Source organism: Nocardia sp. CA-129566, assembly GCF_050956075.1.
Classification (GTDB): Bacteria; Actinomycetota; Actinomycetes; order Mycobacteriales; family Mycobacteriaceae; genus Nocardia.
This window is the reverse complement of the sequence record NZ_CP192085.1, coordinates 5,916,075-5,932,385: the sequence shown is the minus strand read 5'-3', so window position 1 is coordinate 5,932,385 and position 16,311 is coordinate 5,916,075. Positions and strand designations below refer to the sequence as shown.

16 protein-coding genes are annotated in these 16,311 nt (G+C 66.3%); 9 read left to right on the top strand and 7 right to left on the bottom strand.

Annotated features, from left to right (window positions below):
* Positions 1-18: 18 nt before the first annotated feature.
* From ACQP0C_RS25695 to ACQP0C_RS25685, 3 genes are all read right to left on the bottom strand, one after another.
* Entirely contained in the window at positions 19-246 is a 228-nt protein-coding gene (locus tag ACQP0C_RS25695) for a 4Fe-4S dicluster domain-containing protein (RefSeq protein WP_433723879.1), read from the bottom strand.
* A complete protein-coding gene (locus ACQP0C_RS25690; RefSeq protein ID WP_433723877.1) occupies positions 246-1,031 on the bottom strand; it encodes a GntR family transcriptional regulator in 786 nt (261 codons plus the stop codon). Before ACQP0C_RS25690 ends, ACQP0C_RS25695 begins: the two co-directional genes overlap by 1 nt.
* 158 nt (positions 1,032-1,189) lie before the next feature.
* Positions 1,190-1,348 (bottom strand): hypothetical protein, encoded by a 159-nt coding sequence (locus ACQP0C_RS25685; RefSeq protein WP_433723875.1) that lies wholly within the window; start codon positions 1,346-1,348, stop codon positions 1,190-1,192.
* Positions 1,349-1,579: 231 nt separating this feature from the next.
* On the opposite strand from ACQP0C_RS25685, the gene ACQP0C_RS25680 reads away from it, so the two are divergent.
* Genes ACQP0C_RS25680 through ACQP0C_RS25665 form a run of 4 tightly spaced genes read left to right on the top strand, consistent with a single transcriptional unit; the run spans position 1,580 to position 5,315 of the window.
* Complete coding sequence (locus tag ACQP0C_RS25680) at positions 1,580-3,094, top strand: hypothetical protein (protein ID WP_433734655.1); 1,515 nt, start codon at positions 1,580-1,582, stop codon at positions 3,092-3,094.
* Positions 3,091-3,531, top strand: a complete 441-nt coding sequence (locus tag ACQP0C_RS25675) for a hypothetical protein (protein WP_433723873.1) — start codon at positions 3,091-3,093, stop codon at positions 3,529-3,531. Before ACQP0C_RS25680 ends, ACQP0C_RS25675 begins: the two co-directional genes overlap by 4 nt.
* Before the next feature lie 54 nt (positions 3,532-3,585).
* The gene (locus ACQP0C_RS25670; RefSeq protein ID WP_433723871.1) at positions 3,586-4,719 is read left to right on the top strand and encodes a hypothetical protein; all 1,134 of its coding nucleotides are present in this window, start codon (positions 3,586-3,588) and stop codon (positions 4,717-4,719) included.
* 26 nt (positions 4,720-4,745) lie between these two features.
* The gene (locus ACQP0C_RS25665) at positions 4,746-5,315 is read left to right on the top strand and encodes a hypothetical protein (RefSeq protein ID WP_433734654.1); all 570 of its coding nucleotides are present in this window, start codon (positions 4,746-4,748) and stop codon (positions 5,313-5,315) included.
* 45 nt (positions 5,316-5,360) lie between these two features.
* Here the strand turns inward: ACQP0C_RS25665 and ACQP0C_RS25660 are convergent, their stop codons facing one another.
* Positions 5,361-7,157: an acyl-CoA dehydrogenase gene (locus ACQP0C_RS25660; protein WP_433723869.1), complete on the bottom strand. Its 1,797-nt coding sequence runs from the start codon at positions 7,155-7,157 to the stop codon at positions 5,361-5,363.
* A gap of 109 nt (positions 7,158-7,266) precedes the next feature.
* On the opposite strand from ACQP0C_RS25660, the gene ACQP0C_RS25655 reads away from it, so the two are divergent.
* On the top strand, positions 7,267-7,875 hold the full coding sequence (locus tag ACQP0C_RS25655; protein ID WP_433723867.1) for a QsdR family transcriptional regulator: 609 nt from the start codon (positions 7,267-7,269) through the stop codon (positions 7,873-7,875).
* Here the strand turns inward: ACQP0C_RS25655 and ACQP0C_RS25650 are convergent.
* Positions 7,860-8,852 (bottom strand): 1-aminocyclopropane-1-carboxylate deaminase/D-cysteine desulfhydrase, encoded by a 993-nt coding sequence (locus tag ACQP0C_RS25650; protein ID WP_433723865.1) that lies wholly within the window; start codon positions 8,850-8,852, stop codon positions 7,860-7,862. The two genes, ACQP0C_RS25655 and ACQP0C_RS25650, sit on opposite strands and share 16 nt — an antisense overlap.
* Before the next feature lie 146 nt (positions 8,853-8,998).
* Between ACQP0C_RS25650 and ACQP0C_RS25645 the strand changes: the two genes are divergently transcribed.
* On the top strand, positions 8,999-9,598 hold the full coding sequence (locus ACQP0C_RS25645; RefSeq protein WP_433723863.1) for a GNAT family N-acetyltransferase: 600 nt from the start codon (positions 8,999-9,001) through the stop codon (positions 9,596-9,598).
* On the opposite strand, the gene ACQP0C_RS25640 is transcribed toward ACQP0C_RS25645, so the two are convergent.
* Entirely contained in the window at positions 9,549-10,886 is a 1,338-nt protein-coding gene (locus tag ACQP0C_RS25640; RefSeq protein ID WP_433723861.1) for a helix-turn-helix domain-containing protein, read from the bottom strand. The two genes, ACQP0C_RS25645 and ACQP0C_RS25640, sit on opposite strands and share 50 nt — an antisense overlap.
* A 186-nt stretch (positions 10,887-11,072) precedes the next feature.
* Between ACQP0C_RS25640 and ACQP0C_RS25635 the strand changes: the two genes are divergently transcribed.
* Entirely contained in the window at positions 11,073-11,399 is a 327-nt protein-coding gene (locus tag ACQP0C_RS25635) for a hypothetical protein (RefSeq protein WP_433723859.1), read from the top strand.
* Positions 11,396-11,662, top strand: coding sequence for a hypothetical protein (locus tag ACQP0C_RS25630; protein ID WP_433723857.1), 267 nt, complete (start codon positions 11,396-11,398; stop codon positions 11,660-11,662). The genes ACQP0C_RS25635 and ACQP0C_RS25630 overlap by 4 nt, the downstream gene beginning before the upstream one ends.
* A gap of 468 nt (positions 11,663-12,130) precedes the next feature.
* On the opposite strand, the gene ACQP0C_RS25625 is transcribed toward ACQP0C_RS25630, so the two are convergent.
* On the bottom strand, positions 12,131-14,977 hold the full coding sequence (locus tag ACQP0C_RS25625; RefSeq protein ID WP_433723856.1) for an ATP-binding protein: 2,847 nt from the start codon (positions 14,975-14,977) through the stop codon (positions 12,131-12,133).
* A 112-nt stretch (positions 14,978-15,089) separates the two neighbouring features.
* Between ACQP0C_RS25625 and ACQP0C_RS25620 the strand changes: the two genes are divergently transcribed.
* Entirely contained in the window at positions 15,090-16,247 is a 1,158-nt protein-coding gene (locus ACQP0C_RS25620) for an epoxide hydrolase family protein (RefSeq protein ID WP_433723854.1), read from the top strand.
* Positions 16,248-16,311: the final 64 nt, after the last annotated feature.

The following is a 16,311-nucleotide window of genomic DNA, read 5'->3' as shown; positions in this document are numbered from 1 at the left end:
GGATTCGGTGCAGATATTTCAGCGGATCAGATGGGGCATATTGACGGTGACGGCGCCGGTGGGACATCTGGCCGCGCACGGGCCGCAGTACCAGCACTCGTCCACATGCATGAAGGCCTTGCCGTTGTCCGGGTTGATGGCCAGCGAGTCGAGTGGGCAGATCTCCACGCACAGGGTGCAGCCCTGAATGCACAGGGATTCGTCGATGGTCACCGGGATATCGGTGCGTTGGTTCGCCAGTGCCATCAGATGACCTTCCATTCGGATGTGCTGCGGATCAGACTGCCGCGCATGGTGATTCGGTCTCCGCGCATCCGGATGTACTCCAGATCCACCGGTCTGCCGTCATCGAGACGGGTCAGTCGTTCGAGCATCAGCAGTGCGGCGCCCTCGGGCGCCTCCAGGGTGGCGGCGGTGTGCGGGTCCGCGGTAATCGCTTCCAGCGCGAGATCGGCCGAGCCGAGTGGCCCGCCGCTGATCTGTTCGATGAGCACGAAGATGTCATTGGTCTCGAGATCGTGACCGAGGACCTCGGTGCCGATATCGGGTGCGAGATAGGTGAGATCCAGGCTCAGCGGCAGATCCGCGAGATAACGCAACCGCTCGATATAGACCACGCGCTCACCGGGATTCAGCCCCAGCTTGCGTGCGACGGCGGGCGGCGCGGTGATGTGCATCGCCGCGCGCACCTCGTTGCGTACCGTGCCGTGGCCCTTCAGCGTTTCCTGTAGCCCGAGCAGCGCGTCGAGCCCATGGTCGTATTTGCGTCTGGCGACCCGGGTGCCCACCTTCGGCACCCGATCGATCAACCCTTCGTCCTTGAGCAGTGCGAGCGCGTCCCGCACGGTGTTGCGGGACGCGTCGTATTCCGTGAGGAGCTGTTGTTCACTCGGCAGTGCCTCGTCGAACGCGCCCGCATGGATCTGATGACGCAGCACGTCGGCTATCCGGCGCGCCTGGTCGGCCCGCAACCGTCGCACGGGCGTCGCCTCGGCTCCCACCTCCGCCACCTTTCTCTCGCTGACCTGCATGGACAGCGACGATAGTTGGCGCGTCAGCCCGCCAGATCCATGCTGCGGGCCGGGCAAATCAGGGGATGTTATTCCGCCGCCCACCACCCGCCCTGACCTGGGCGAATGCGTGCCGGAGTGGCGATTGCGCCACCCCGTTCACGGTTGGTGAGTTTTGATCACGCAGATTCGAATGACGCGTCGAGCGCGGTACGGAACAACGTCTCTGCCTCGATGATCGCCTCCGCGAGGGCCGCGGGCTCCGGGCGCAGTGCGGTCACGATGGTGTCGATGCCACGCAGCCCCGCCGCAGCAGGCGCTTCTCGTCGGTGGTTCATTCGCCGCCAGCACCGCGTGCGCCGTCTGCATCGCCGCGGATGAGCTCGGGGATTATCCGGATGGTCGCCCAGGGCGGCATCACTCCGGCGGGGGAGTCGAAATCCCCACTGGGGGTGACGTTCTTGTGGACGTGCATCCCTACCATTGCGGGCGTGGCTGTTGTTGCCGGTGTTGTCCGCGGTCGCGCTGTGCTGGTCGCGGGGGTGGGTGCGCTGTTGGTGTCGGTTGGGATGGGTTCGGCGTTCGCGGATGCGCCTGCCTCGGGCGCGGACGTCTCGGTCGCGCAGTCGCTCGGTGATCGGGAGCTGACGATCGTCTTGCGCCGGGTCACCAGTGTGCCGGGGCCATTGCGCGTCGATGTGGTCACCCATGCCGGTACCGCCGCCGGGCGCCTCTCTCTCGCGGTGACGCCGACCGGCGCCACGACACGATCGACACTGCCCGCGCCCGGTGCGTCCACCGCCGAGGCCGTTGTGGATCTCGGCGACACACCCGGAATGTATTCGGCCACTGTGCCGATGGATCGGGCCGGGCCGTGGGAATTGGCCGTCGGCGACGGTGTGCGGGTGGCGCGGATTCCCTTCGTCGTGCCCGCGCAAGTGACCTCGCCACCGGAGCGGCTGGTCTATGGCGGATTTCTGGTGGCGGGTGTGCTGCTGCCGGTCGCAGGGGTGCTCGCGCTACGCGCCCGGCGCAGCGGGTGGGCACTGCTCCCTGCTGCCGGGATGGTGGCCGGGATCGCGGTATCGGTGACCGCCGCGGTGCTGTCGTCATCGCTGCCGCTGCCTGCGCAACCCGGTGGACAGCTCGATCCCACGGTGGACAATGTCACCGATCCCTATGCCCTGAATCAGCCATTGCTATCGGATTTCTCGCGGCCGCCGGTCCTGCTCACCATTGCGGGCGGGCCGGTAAATGCCGGGCGCCCAGGCGATCTCGACCTGGTTCTGATCGATGCGGCCACCGGAGCGCCGGTCGATGATCTGCTCGTCCATGACAGTGCGCTGATGCATCTGCTGATGGTCGGACCATCCGGTGGTCTGGCGCATCTGCATCCGATTCGGATCGGACCCGGTCGCTACCAGGTTCATCTGAGGTCGCCGGAGGCCGGGCGATATGCGGTGTCCGCGGAGTTGGCGCGGCGCGGCGGTGGTGTTCAGATGGTCCGCGCGGCAGGCGGTTTCACCGTTGTGCCGGGTGCTGCCGCAGCGCAATCGGTCAGCGCCCCGGTGCATCTCGGTAGCGGTGACAAGAACACCGCGACCATCATCGACGGAAATCCGGTCGAAATCAGGACGACCATGCCGGTGGCCGGAGCGCCGACCACCATTACCGCCGAATTCGGCGACAGTGCCGACCTGCAACCCTGGCTCGGCATGGTCGGGCACATGATCATGGCGGGTCCACTGCCAGCCGATACGGATATCGCCGCCGCCGTGCAGAACTCGCCCATCTGGGGGCACGCGCACTCGATGGGCGCGGCATCGATGGAGAGCATGCCCGGCATGAATATGCCGGGCATGGATATGACCGCGCCCGCCGCGAGCCGGGGAACCATGCTCATGCCACCCGTCAATGGCGACAGCGCACCCGACGAGACGGTCGCCGCATACGGACCCGACGTTCCCTTCACCTACACCTTCCCGATCGCGGGCCGGTATCGACTCTGGATCCAGGTCGAACGGCGCTACACGGTGCTGACAGTGCCGATCGTCCTCGATGTCGCGACGGGAGCGCGGCCATGACCGGGTCCGAATCCGTCTTCCGGACAACCGATCGCCATCTGCTCCTGGTCGGGGGAGCGGCGATCGTCATTGTGTTCGCCACCGTCGCCTGGTTGGTCTGGCCCAGCCCCTCGGGCCCGTTCGTGCTGAAATCCGGAACCACGCACCATCTTGTCACGGTCGCCATCGACAACCCGCGAATCGGCAGCACCGATATCGACATCACTGTCACCGACCGTTCCGGCGCCACGAAAGACCATGCCGCAGTGTGGATTCAGGCGAACCAGCCGCTGATGGGATACGCGGGACAACCCATCGCGACGGTGGCCGCCGGGTCCGGTCGTTTCCACGCCGCCGCGGTGCCGTTGATGATGACCGGTCCGTGGGAGCTTCGCGTATCGATCGACGAACACGACAGTGTCGACGACCTCGCGGTACCGCTGTGGATCGGTGGCTGAAAACACTTGCAGATCAAGACAACCCGTCGGAGCACGAGAGAGATGAGGACCGCCATGAGCACGCCGGCGCCCCCCGATGCGACCGCGGCCGCATCGGCAGCGAATATCACCGCCTCCGACAGCGGCGGCGCGGCCCGCATCGGCGCCTGGGGCGTATTACTCGGCACCGCGGTCACTTTGGTCGGTCTCAGCTGGGATATCCAGTGGCACAACGAAGTCGGCCCCGACACCTTCTTCACGCTGCCGCACCTGTTCCTGTACTCCGGCAGCGCCATATCCGGATTCGCCAGCCTCGCCATGGTGCTCATCGCCACCGCCGCCCAACGTGCCGGTCGGCCGGTACCCCGGCTCGGCGGCACCCCCATCCGGGTCTTCGGCAGTAACCTCACCGCCCCGCTCGGCTATATGATCGCCGGTGCCGGCGCCGCATTGTTCCTGCTCTACGGCCTGCTCGATCTGGAATGGCATTCGATCTACGGCTTCGACGCGGTACTCAACACGCCGTCGCACGTCGCGCTGTTCCTCTCGATCTCGCTGACCATGATCGGCAGCATCATCGTCTTCGCGGCCCACCGTGACCACCGCTGGGGACAGATCGGCATCGTCGTGGCGATTCCCATTCTGATCACCTTCGCGCCGATTCCCACCAACGCACTGAACAACCTGCACCTGCCCGCCGATCCGACAATCCTCGGCATCGTGCTGTTCGGACCGATGCTGCTCATCCTCGGCGCGGCACTGCTGGCGCGCGCGGGCGCCGCCATCGCCATCGCCGCAGCGCTCGGCGCCATGCAGGCGCTGCTGTGGTGGTTCTCGCCCTGGGCCGCGCGGACCTACGCCTCGGCCATCGGTCTGCCGCTGCGCGACGGTCTTACGGGACGACCACCGGAGCTGCCGGTGATGATGCCGATGTTCCTGATCGTCGCGGCCGTCGCCGTCGAGGCGCTGTTCTGGCTGGCCCGCAACCGTGGTTTCGACGCCAGGAAGATCGTATTGGTGGCCGGTGCGGTGACCGGCGTGATCATCGGTGTGACGTTTCCGCTTCAGCTGGCTTTGACCCATGCCACATCGCACATCGCCGTCGGCGACATCGTGACGATCACGCTCCTCGGCATTCCGCTCGGGCTGCTGGCCGGATTCCTGGGCGGCCGGTTCACCACCATGCTGCCCGCGGTGCGGGAGGCATGATGAGCACTGCATCGCGTAGCGATTCGATGAGGGGTGGTGGCCGGGCGGGTGGGCCCGCACTGCGCAGACTCGTCGTCACGGTGCTGACCACGATCACCCTGTCCCTGATCGCGATCGCCCCCGCCTCTGCCTACGCGCCGGTCGATATCGTGCACACCGAGCGCGTCCAGGTCGGGCCGTACGGTGTGACCGTCGGGTTCTCGACCTGGCCGATTCGCGCGATGAAATCGCTGGACTTCACCTTCATGCCCGACGGTGGTATCGCCGATAAGTCCGGGACGCTGCGGTTGACCGGACCCGCCGTCAGGCCGGGCCGCCGCGCCGCGCCGCTGGTCCGCCATCCCCGCAAACGCGATTCCTGGGGTCTGGACGTGAAGGCCTTCGATGCCCCGGGCACCTACACCTTCACCTTCGCGATCGACGGTCCGCTCGGACACGGCGAAGGCACCCTCGGCAATGTGACGGTCCTCGACCAACCCGGACCGCCGCTGCCGCTGAGCTGGACGATCGGCACCCTGCCACTGCTCGGCCTGCTCATATTCCTCGCGGTGGCCTGGCGTCGCACCCGGCCCGGCCACCGACCATTGGTCGTCTGAGGCGCGAACGCACCGCGATGGGGTTCCCGGTCGCGGTGCGTGAGGTCAGAACCAGGCGTCGCGCATATCCAGAGTGGTTCGGTCCATCAGTTCCAGCAGGTCCAATTGTGGTGCGGTCTTGGGTAATTCGTAGCGGAAGAAGTAGCGTGCGGCGGCGCGTTTGCCGTCGTAGAAGTCGCCCTGTCGGCCGTGGGCGGCCAGTGCCTGCTCGAGCCAGATCCAGGCGAGGACCACGTGGCCGAATGCCTCGAGGTAGATGGTCGAATTCGCCATTGCCGCGGCGATGTCGCCGGAGGCGAACATCCAGCCGGTCACGGTGAGCAGGCGCTGCCAGACCGCGTCGAGCTGACCGCCGAATTCGGTCCACTCGCCGCCCGCTTCGGTGGCCGCGAGTACGGTCCGTTCGATCTGTGCGGCCAGTAGCCGCAGGCTCGCCCCGTCGTGCTGGATCACCTTGCGGCCCAACAGATCCAGACCCTGGATGCCGTGGGTGCCCTCGTGGATGGGGTTGAGGCGGTTGTCGCGGTAGTGCTGTTCGACATCGTATTCGCGGGTGTAGCCGTAGCCGCCGTGCACCTGGATGGCGAGGCTGTTGGCCTCCAGACACCATTGCGACGGCCAGCTCTTGGCCACGCCGGTGAGGATTTCCAGCAGCAGGGTGTGCTCGCGTTTCGCCGCCGGATCCACGGCGGTGCGTTCCAGGTCGACGAGCCGGTTGCAGTAGAGCAGCAGACCGAGTGCGCCCTCGACATAGGCCTTCTGCGCCAGCAGCATGCGCCGCACGTCCGGGTGCTCGATGATCGGCACCTGCGGCGCGGACGGGTCCTTGGCGGTGACGCCGCGGCCCTGGCGGCGCTCGCGGGCGTAGTCCAGCGACTTCAGATATCCGGTGTAGCCCAAGGCCGTCGCGCCGAGTCCGACACCGAGCCGGGCCTCGTTCATCATGTGGAACATGTAGGACAGGCCGCGATGCGGTTCGCCGACCAGATAGCCCACCGCTCCGGCCGCGCCGTCGGGAGTGTGCTTGCCCTCACCGAAGTTCAGCACCGTATTGGTGGTGCCGCGATATCCCATCTTGTGGTTCAGCCCGGCCAGCACCACGTCGTTGCGCGCGCCGAGCGAACCGTCCTCGGCCACCAGGAATTTCGGCACGACGAACAGGGAGATGCCCTTGGTTCCGGCCGGTCCGCCCGGAATCTTGGCCAGTACCAGGTGCACGATATTGTCGGTCAGCTCGTGATCGCCGCCGGAGATCCACATTTTCGAGCCGAACAGCCGGTAGGTGCCGTCGGCCTGCGGTTCGGCGCGGGTGACGATATCGGCCAGCGAGGAACCGGCCTGCGGTTCGGACAGGCACATCGTCCCGGTGAATCTGCCCTCCACCATGGGTTTGACGAAGCGGTCGATCTGTTCCGCAGTGCCGTGTGCGGCAAGGAGATTGGCATTGCCGACGGTCAGGAACAGATACCCCGTGGTGCCGACATTGGCCGCCTGGAACCAGCAGAACCCGGCCGCCTCCAGGGTGGCGGGCAGTTGCAGCCCGCCGATCTCCTCGTCCATGGCGGCACCGATGAGATTCGCCTTGCCGAAGGCCTCGACCGCAGCCTTGACCTCCGGAATGATGGTGACCCGCTCACCGTCGAAGGTCGGCTCATTGCTGTCATTGCGCTTGTTGTGCGGCGCGAACTGCTGGGTGGCGAGATCCTCGCAGAGGTCGAGGAAACCATCGAAGGTTTCCTTGGAGTGTTCGCGGAACCGCGGCAGCGCCGTCAGCTCCTCGACCCGCAGCCATTCGTAGAGCAGGAAATCGAGGTCCCTACGGGAGATCAATGTCGAGCGCACGGGCACATCCTCTCGCGGTGGCACAGACTGGCCCAGACGGGCGTGCCGCTCGCCTGGGTCGATTTGGTACGTTACTACGCATGTGTCGCGAATCGATCCCAGGGCTGGGATGACCACAACCTCGAGTACCGCCCGTCCCGTCGGCCGCCCCGCCGCCGCCTCCCAGGAGCAGGTGCTGGCCGCGGCGAGCGCCCAGTTCCTGGCCTCCGAGCGAGTCGACGTGCAGGCGATCGCGGCCGAGCTAGGGCTGTCACGGGCGACCATCTACCGCTGGTTCGGATCCCGGGACGGTCTGCTCGGCGCGGTCATAGTGTCGGAATTCGAGCGGATGGTCGGGGCGGCGCGCATGCGCGCCGAAGGATCGGGCGCGCCGCGCGTGCTCGCCATGCTCGACCGGGTGGCGCGCTGGATGACCCGCAGCGAGGCGTACCGGTATTTCATCGCGACCGAACAGGCCACCGCGGGCCGCATCATCACCACCAGCGACGGACCGGTGCAGCCGAAGGTGGTCGGGGTGGTCGCCGAGATACTCGATATCGCGATCGAGGAGGGCTACCAGAACCGGGTCGACACCGAGACGTTCGCGTATGCCATTGTCCGGCTCATCGAGGCGTTCCTGTACCAGGATGCGGTGACCGGTATTCGGGGCGATGTGGAGCGGCTGCGCGCGGTGCTCGCGGTGATTCTGGGGCTGGATCCGGATCAGCGCGGCCCGTAGGTATCGAGGAACAGCACGGGGCCATCGCCGAAGTCGCCGCGGGTATCCATATCCAGCAGTCCGGCCAAAGCCTTTGCGGTGTAGACGGTTTCCAATTCCAGTCCGTTGGTCGCGGCGAGCTTTTTCGCGGCTATTGCGCCGGGGGTTTCGTGGCCGTAGCCGGGACCGAGCCAGTCGCGCACCATCGTCACGTCGTCCGGACGCAGCTCGGGCACGGTGAGTTCCGCGCCGCGTGCGCGCAGCACCGCCGCGGAACGGTTCGCCAGCTCGACAATGTGCAGCGCGTCGAGCGGGAGCGAATCGTTGACGATGACACCGACGACGCGGGTGGGTAGTCCGGCCAGCCGTAGGCCGAGAGCCAAACCCGCTGCCGTGCCACCGGATCCGACAGCGGTCACCAGATGTGTCGGTTCAGGTAGTTCGCCCGCGGCGATCTGCGCCGCCAGTTCCCATGCGACCTCGACGTAGCCGAGCGCGCCGATCGGCGACGAACCGCCGACGGGCAGCACATACGGCAGGGCGCGGCCGTGCATATGTCGCAGCAGCAGCCATGGTGCGGCCAAGACGGTGCGCATCTTGCTGTGTGTGAAATGTAAAGTGGCGCCGGAGTTTTCCAGTCGCCGCAGTTGCGCGCGGACGTGGTCGTCCACCGGTTGGTCGACCAGCGCCAGCGCGGTATCGATGCCGAATTCCCGGGCGTAGAGCGCCGTGGCCAGACCCCAGTTGGTCCCGGTGCCGCCGAAGGTCAGGATGGTGCGGGCACCGCGCCGTCGGGCCTCGGGTAACAGCCACTCCAGTTTGCGGATCTTATTGCCACCCCAGCCGCCGGAGCCGTACCCGCTCTCGTCTTTGCACCACACAGTGGCAGCGGTGCCGAGATCGAGCGGGCGGACCGGCGTCGGCGCGACACCGAGCCGGGCGAACGGCAGTGTGCTGGCCAGTTCGGGGAAGCGCTGGTGGAGTAGGGATTCGGTCATCCGACCATTATTGGGGTTCAGCTCCCTTCGGTGAGCAGTTGGTCGAGGCGGGCCGCGCAGACCTGGGAGAGATCGCCCGTGGCGATATAGCTGGACACGCGCACCAAGCGTGACGGAAAGTAGGGGTCGGGCGAGCGAGGGAGGACATGTTGGTGGACCTGCCGGAAGTGAATCGCTGCGATACCCCGCGCGCGATGATGTTGGCGGACTCGGTATGTGTGCTGTTCGACCGAGCATTTGCCCTTCCGCCGCACCGATGGTCGACGGCGGATTCAGCGCGACACCGCGATGTGCTCGCATCGCTACTCACCAGGCCAGGCTTCGTCCTGGTGACCGCCGATTTGGACGATGTCGTGGTCGGCGCGGCTTATGGGTATCCGCTCGAGTCGGCGGACGGTTGGTGGGACAAAGTAGAGGCGCTGCCCCCCGAGTTCACGGCGGAGTCGGGCGGTCGTACCTTCGTAATAAGTGGTCTGGCAGTCGATCCGGATCGGCAGCGGAAAGGCATTGGGCGGAAGGTGATCCAGCGCCTTCTCGCCGATCGACCTGAGCAGCGAGTTGCGTATTCGGTGCTGCCCGGGGCGACCGGTGTTCACGCACTGATCGGGCAACCGGAGACAGACCCCGTTGGCTACCGATACTTCCCGCCCGACGCGCCGATCGAATTGCTCGAGTTCTATACGCTGAGGCTACCGATCAGAGGAAACCGTGAGTTGCGAGTTCCTGGTCCAACTCCCGAACCTTGATCGAATCCTGCCATGGAGCCAAGTCGGATCGGGCATTGCGCAGCGCTTCGACCAGACGGCCGCTCTGGTTCGTCTTGGCCAGGTTGGCGGCGTCTGCGATCGCAGCCGATGCCGCTTCGATTTCCCGCTGGACAATGTAGGCATTGCCGAGGTCGAGCACCGAGAATGCGTGGTCCCGCACAAACGTCGGATCGATCAATTTCAGCGACTCCTGAGCTGCTGCTTCAGCTTTCGTGGAATCGCCCAGTCGGCGCATGCAGTGACTGCGGGCTGCTGCGCCGAGACCGGGACCGTAGAAATAAGCGAGCGAAGATACGGGCTGATGCGGTCCGACCGAATCGGCCATTGCCGCCGAGTTCTCGTCCAAAATCGCAAGGCAGGCGGTTTTCTCGCCGATTTCGGCATAGGCACGAGCGGCCATCTCCGCCGCGTCTGCTACCAGCAGTCGGTCATCGGTCTGTCGCGCCCAGTTCAATGCGGCAGTGGCGTGATCGACCGCAAGTCGTGGGTGTCCCCACCACAGGGCAAGATGGCTTAGGTGCGAGAGCGTGAACGCCGCCAGCTTCACGTCCCGGGCTTCGTGGGCAGCGGTACGCGCCTCCTCGTAAAACTTGCAGGCGGAAGCCAAATCGCCCATGTCGAAGTAAAGCCAGCCAGCGAAACGCGTCAGGTTCGCGAATACTGACAGCAGTCTCGGACGCAACTGCGACGGACAATCTGGCAGCAGCGACGCGACCAGGCTCCGCTGAGTCAACACCGAGCGGAGCACAAGCCCGGGGCCGAACTGATCGTCAGTATCCATAGCCTTTGCCAGTATCGCCTCTATGCCGTCTATGACCTCTTCATCAACCCGGAGGTTCGCTCGGCTCAGGATCGGCCTGCCCATGACCATGTTCTCGGTCGCGGCAGGTGCGGATATCTGAGCGGCGACGATCCCCATCAGCCGAACAAATTCTCGTCGCTCCACAATGTCGAACGGTAGACCTTCCACAACGGCTGCGCGAGTATCTGATTCGACCTCCTTCGCGTCGAACTCGCGCCCGATCGTTGCATGGTGACCGACGGAAAGTGCCGCATCGAATCGCTCCCGCTGATCGATCGCGAGTTCGGACAGCACCCCGTAGAGCAACCGTCGGCTGGCCGCTCGCAGGGTCGTGGTCCGTTCGGTCTCCCAGCAGACCAGTGTCCGACGAGTGACCCCCAGCTTACGGGCGAATTCGATCCGGCTCAGGCGCAACGCCTCTCGCAACGCAACGACCTCCCCAGCCGTCCACTCAATCTCCGGCACCGAACTCCCCGCTTCCACCGCAGCTAGTGACTACACGGGCAAAAGTACCGCCTTCTGCACAGTTGGTGCACTTTTTCGACCTGCCCAACGGCGGACACGCTAGAGCTGGCATCCGGTGCTGGGTGTATCCCGTCCCAGCACCGCGTGCACACCAATACGGAACTACGTACCCGGGGGTATCGCTCAATGCCCGCTGACCTCGTCACCGCCATGGTTGTCGCCGCCGCAGTGATGTTCCTCCTGTGGCTCATCTTCTACGCCCTGCCCTACCTGCTCGGCTCCGATGCCGTCCCGGACGACGCTATCCCGGCAACCGACATCCTCGAGCGAGTCACCAGTGAAACCTCGCGTATCCACCCCGCACCGCCGGGCGGGTACACCGTCGAACAAGCTGGCTACGTCCTGCAAGAACACCTCGAGTGCAGTCGCGAGAGCTGCGACGCCAAGAACACCGCCTACTGGGTCCGCGCTGAGGCGGGCAAACTCCAGCCCACCCGGGAAGCCGCCCGGTGAGCGGGGTGATCGAGTTCAGCGACGGCACGTTCGGATTCCTCGGTGATGATGGATGGGTCGACGAATTCGACGCCATCGAGACCCCTGAGTTGGAAACCAGTCCCGGGTTGAGGGCGGGGTTCATCGACATCGTCACCGGGTCTGTCGTCGATACCGAACTGCCGCAGCGGATCCCGTTCGTTGGGCCGCCAGCTCCCGCGGATCTGCCGGTCGAACTACTCGAACGCATCGCAGACGCGGTCCGCGAGTGGGCCGATCAATGAAGATCCCCGCCAACCAGATGCCGACGGCCGCCGCATACCGGCCGGGCTCACGCGACGCCGGGATCCGTTGCTACTTCGGTCTGGTCCGGTTTGCGTTGATCATTGGCGTACCCGTGTCGCGGCTGTCGGCCTGGCGATACAGCACCCACACCTGGGTGCCCTCACCTGACATTCAAGTCGGCGACCATCCCGGTTGGTCGATGGCATGCATCGACGCGTGGAGCCCCCAGGGCGACCCGTTCCTGCGGCCGCCGGTTGTGCAATTCGCAGATACCGCCGCTATCAGAGCCCGCTATCACGGGATGCCCACCTCCACCCTGTGGGTGTGCATCGGCGACGGCACCATCCCCCGGCCTGTCGTGTGGGTCGACAACCGACCGGGCTGGCTGTTGTGACGTGTGCCCGTCACAACTCCCGTCTCCGGCTGTGCGTGGCGGGGGACGGTTCTGATCTCTCCCGTGGGGTGCTTCAGTCGGGCTCGATGAGGCCGTGTTTGCGGGCGACGGCGGCGGCCTCCGTTCGCGTCGCGGCACCGAGCTTGGTGAGGATTCGCGAGACGTGTACACCAGCGGTGTTGCCGCTGATGAAGAGTTCGGCCGCGATCTGCCGATTGCTCAAACCCTGTGCGACCAAGCGCAATACGTCGGTCTCACGTGGTGTCAGGCCGAATGTTCGCGGCGCGGCCGCGGCCGGTTCCGGGCGACTCACCTCGAGTCCGACCCTGGCGCGCTCGGCCAGTTGCCCGGCCGCCTCGGTCAATGGCGTCGCGCCCAATTCCGCCGCCAGTTGGGCGGCTTCGCGTAGGGGTTCTCGGGCGGCGCTGCGATTGCCCACCGCCAGTTCGGCTTCGGCGCGCCCTAGGAGGCTGCGGGCCAGGTCGTAGCGCTGACCGATGGTGCGCCAAGCGGATGCCGCTGCGTCCCACGCGGCGGGATCGCTGCTCCGGGTGGCAGTGAAGACGGCGCGGTGGGCCGTGTCCACCACGGTGGTGACCGGCAATTGGTCGGCGATCGACGCGAGATCCGTTGGCGCGTGTTCGATCCGAGCGGCGGTCGCGAGCAGCGGCCACACCTCGTGGTGATGGGTGGCCAGGTCATCAGCCGCCAGCGCCTCGACAACAACCTCACCCGCACGAAGGGATTCTCCGTCCGCGATCGCGATATCGGTTCGCAGAGTGCGCAATTGGAGCTGGTACTGGCGTGCCCACCGGCCATCGCTCAGCAGCGCCGCGGCGGCGTCGGCACTGCTCGCCGCCGCCGCCGACGAGCCCTGTGCCAGGACGATTCTGGCATGGCAGAGCAGTAGCGCGGCCTTGCTCAGCGGTGGCAGCTGCCCAGTGAGCGATTCATCGATGAGACCGAGCGCCTCCGGCCAACGGCCGAGAGCGGTGAGCGCCTGGGCCCACTTCACCATCAGGATGGGCCCGGCCTCAGCGAAACGGAAGGTTTCGTGAGCCGCTCGTAATCCCTGTTGGATCGCTTCGATGGCCGCATGGTGCTGTCCCGCCGTGACGAGGGCCGCCGACTCCCACAGCACCACGGTCAACAGCGTCTGCGGATCGGCTGCCGCTGCATGGGCCTTTTCGAAATACGTAATGGCGGAGCCGGTCCGGGTGACCGCCGCCAACCCCTGATAGGCGTAGCCGCGCGCCGCCAGCGCTGGCGTCCCGGTCTGTTCGGCCACCTCGACCGCGGCCCGGGCGGCCCGGGCGGCCCCGGCGGCGTCACCGCTGAAGACGCGGAATGCGGCGAGTTCGGCGAGTGCCTCACCACGCAGCACGGTCGGCGGCTGCTCGGGCAGCAACTCGAGTGCCCGGTCGAGATCGCCGACGGATCCGCCGCCGCTCTGATTCTTCAGCACCGCGCGGTAGTAGTAGAGCCGGGCGGCGCGCTCCGGTGCGGCCGTCGCATCCAGCAGTGCCAGCGCCTCATCGGCCGCCGCGACACCGTGCTCGACGATGCCACCGTGGTGGCAGGCCTCGACAACGCGTTCCAGTACGTCGAGGCGATCGACCCCGACCGACATCGCCGCATCGGGCACTCGATCCCACAGTGCCAGCACCCGGTCCAAATGCCGCAGGCATTCGCCATGTGCCGCTTCGGATTCCGCGGCCGCGGCGGCCGCCCAGGATGCGGTGAGCGCGCGCGGCAGATCGCCCGCGGCGTACGCGTGATGCGCCAGCTCGCCCATCCGCCAGTCGTCGGCGCGCAGCGTATCGTCGGCGATCAGTGCATGAGAAAGTCTGGTGTGCAATCGCTTTCGTTCGATCGGCAGCAGATCGTCATAGACGGCATCGCGAATCAGGCTGTGGCGGAACTCGTAGCCGGTATCGGTGGCGAGCAGCAGCCGCTGCTCGGTCAGCTGGCGCAGCGCGAGGTCCAGCGCACCGTCGGTCAGGTCCGTGGCGGACTCCAGTAATCGGCCGCGCGCCGGCGACCCCGCGACGGCGGCGAGCCGCAACAGCGCCTTGGCATCGTCGGGCAGACCGGATTGATAGTCGAGCAACAGTTCGGATAGGTCCGCGGGAACGTCCTCGGGTGCGCGATCGGGATTCGCTCGCAGCGCACGGCCCAGCGCCTCGACGAACAGCGGAATGCCCTTGCTGCGCTGGAAGACTCGGGTGCCAATGCCGGGATCCGGTTCGCGGCCGAGCGTTGCGGCGAGCTGACGACCGACCTCGTGCTTGGTCAGCGGCCCCGGATTCAGTACGCGCACACCGGGATTGCGTCGCAGTCCGGTGACGAGCCGACGCAGCGGCTCCGCATCGCTGGGCCGAAAGGTGGCGATCAGCAGTAGATCGCGCTGGGCGAGATCGGCGACCAGGAAGGCCAGCAACTCCCGGCTCGAATCGTCGGCCCAGTGCAGGTCCTCCAGGACGAGCACCACCGGACGCGCGAGTGCCAGCTGTTCCAGCACGGTCACGATCTCGCCGAACAATCGGATCCGATCCGACTCGGGCTCCGCCGATCCGGCCCGCACCGCCAGTTCCGGCAGCCAGCGCGATAGCGCGGGGCGGGTGACCGGAAGCAGTGTGGTCAGCTCTTCGATGCCGATCCGGCGTACCAGAGCACGCATGATCGAGACGAACGGCGCGAACGGCACCCCGTTGTCTCCCGACTCCGGGCACTGGCCGACCAGCACCACCACATCCGCACCGAGCCGCGAGGTGAACTCGCTGACCAGCCGCGATTTACCGAGGCCGGGCTCACCGGCGATCAGCACCGTATGCACCCACTCGTCCCGATACGCCTGCTGTAGCGCGGCGACCTCTGCTGCTCGCCCGACAAAGGCGCCGCGATCGGGAAGGCTCAACACCACGCGATCATGCCCGGATCATGGGCCCGGTGCCAATGTAAAGAGCGCGCGGCCCGAAGATAACGAATTCTCGTGATTCGCCAGCACCCCCGCTACCAGCAGAGTCGATGCCATGACGAACAACGACATCCGCCCTTTCCGCATCGAAATCCCACAGGCCGGCATCGACGATCTGCGCGAGCGCTTGGCCCGCACCCGCTGGATCGATTACCTGCCCGGCACCGGCTGGGAGCGCGGCGTGCCCACCGCCTACCTGCGCGAACTCGCCGGTTACTGGGCCGAGAAATTCGACTGGCGCGCGGTCGAGGCGGAACTCAACGAATACCCGCAGTTCAGCACCACCATCGACGGCCAGGATGTGCATTTTCTGCACGTGCGCTCCGCCGAAGCCGACGCCACCCCGCTGCTGTTGCTGCACGGCTGGCCCAGCTCGGTGCTCGACTTCCTGGACATGATCGGCCCGCTGACCGATCCGAAGGCGCACGGCCAAGCCGACCTGCCCGCCTTCCACCTGGTCATTCCGTCGCTGCCGGGCCACGGCTTCTCCGGACCCATTACCGAGGCGGGCTGGCACGACGGCCGGGTCGCGGCGGCGCTGGCGGAGCTGATGGCTCGCCTCGGCTACGACCGATACGGGGTGCAGGGTGGTGACCACGGTGCGTTTCTCGCGCCACGGCTGGCCCGGCTCGATGGCGAGCATGTGCTCGGCGTGCACGTCAATGCGCTGGTCACCTTCCCGACCGGCGATCCGGCCGATATGGCAGCGCTCACCGACGCCGAGCGGCAGCGAATGGCGCGCATGCAGAACTTCCAGGACGACGGCTCGGCCTATATGAAACTCAACGGTTCGCGTCCGAACACCATCGCGCAACTGATGGCCGATTCCCCGGTCGGGCAGCTCGGCTGGATCATCGAGAAGTACAAGGAGTGGATCGACCAGTCGCACGAACTGCCGGAACAAGGCATCGACAAGGACCGGATCCTGGCGAATGTGAGCATTTACTGGTTCACCGACACCGCCCGCAGCGTGGCCAACTTCTACTACGAACGCTTCCACGATGCCGCGATGTTCGCACCCGCGCCGAAAGGCACCGTGCCCACCGGGGTGGCGGTCTTCAAGGACGGCGACTACGCGATCCGCCGCTTCGCCGAGAAGGCGCACAACATCACACACTGGTCGGAGTTCTACTCCGGCGGCCACTTCCCGGCCCTCGAGGTGCCCGACCTGCTCGTCGGCGATATCGGCGAGTTCTTCGGCACCATCGGCTGATCGCATCGCGCCCGTAGCATCGCGCTGGGATTTGCGTCTCCACCAAGGGGAGACAGGAGGCTAG

Bases quoted from the DNA above. Each gene is read 5' to 3' on its own strand.
- ACQP0C_RS25690 (WP_433723877.1), bottom strand. From the start codon at position 1,031: ATGCAGGTCAGCGAGAGAAAGGTGGCGGAGGTGGGAGCCGAGGCGACG.
- ACQP0C_RS25635 (WP_433723859.1), top strand. From the start codon at position 11,073: ATGCCCGCTGACCTCGTCACCGCCATGGTTGTCGCCGCCGCAGTGATG.
- ACQP0C_RS25665 (WP_433734654.1), top strand. From the start codon at position 4,746: ATGAGGGGTGGTGGCCGGGCGGGTGGGCCCGCACTGCGCAGACTCGTC.
- ACQP0C_RS25675 (WP_433723873.1), top strand. From the start codon at position 3,091: ATGACCGGGTCCGAATCCGTCTTCCGGACAACCGATCGCCATCTGCTC.
- ACQP0C_RS25680 (WP_433734655.1), top strand. From the start codon at position 1,580: ATGGGTTCGGCGTTCGCGGATGCGCCTGCCTCGGGCGCGGACGTCTCG.
- ACQP0C_RS25670 (WP_433723871.1), top strand. From the start codon at position 3,586: ATGAGCACGCCGGCGCCCCCCGATGCGACCGCGGCCGCATCGGCAGCG.
- ACQP0C_RS25655 (WP_433723867.1), top strand. From the start codon at position 7,267: ATGACCACAACCTCGAGTACCGCCCGTCCCGTCGGCCGCCCCGCCGCC.
- ACQP0C_RS25650 (WP_433723865.1), bottom strand. From the start codon at position 8,852: ATGACCGAATCCCTACTCCACCAGCGCTTCCCCGAACTGGCCAGCACA.
- ACQP0C_RS25620 (WP_433723854.1), top strand. From the start codon at position 15,090: ATGACGAACAACGACATCCGCCCTTTCCGCATCGAAATCCCACAGGCC.
- ACQP0C_RS25695 (WP_433723879.1), bottom strand. From the start codon at position 246: ATGGCACTGGCGAACCAACGCACCGATATCCCGGTGACCATCGACGAA.
- ACQP0C_RS25645 (WP_433723863.1), top strand. From the start codon at position 8,999: ATGTTGGTGGACCTGCCGGAAGTGAATCGCTGCGATACCCCGCGCGCG.
- ACQP0C_RS25685 (WP_433723875.1), bottom strand. From the start codon at position 1,348: ATGAACCACCGACGAGAAGCGCCTGCTGCGGCGGGGCTGCGTGGCATC.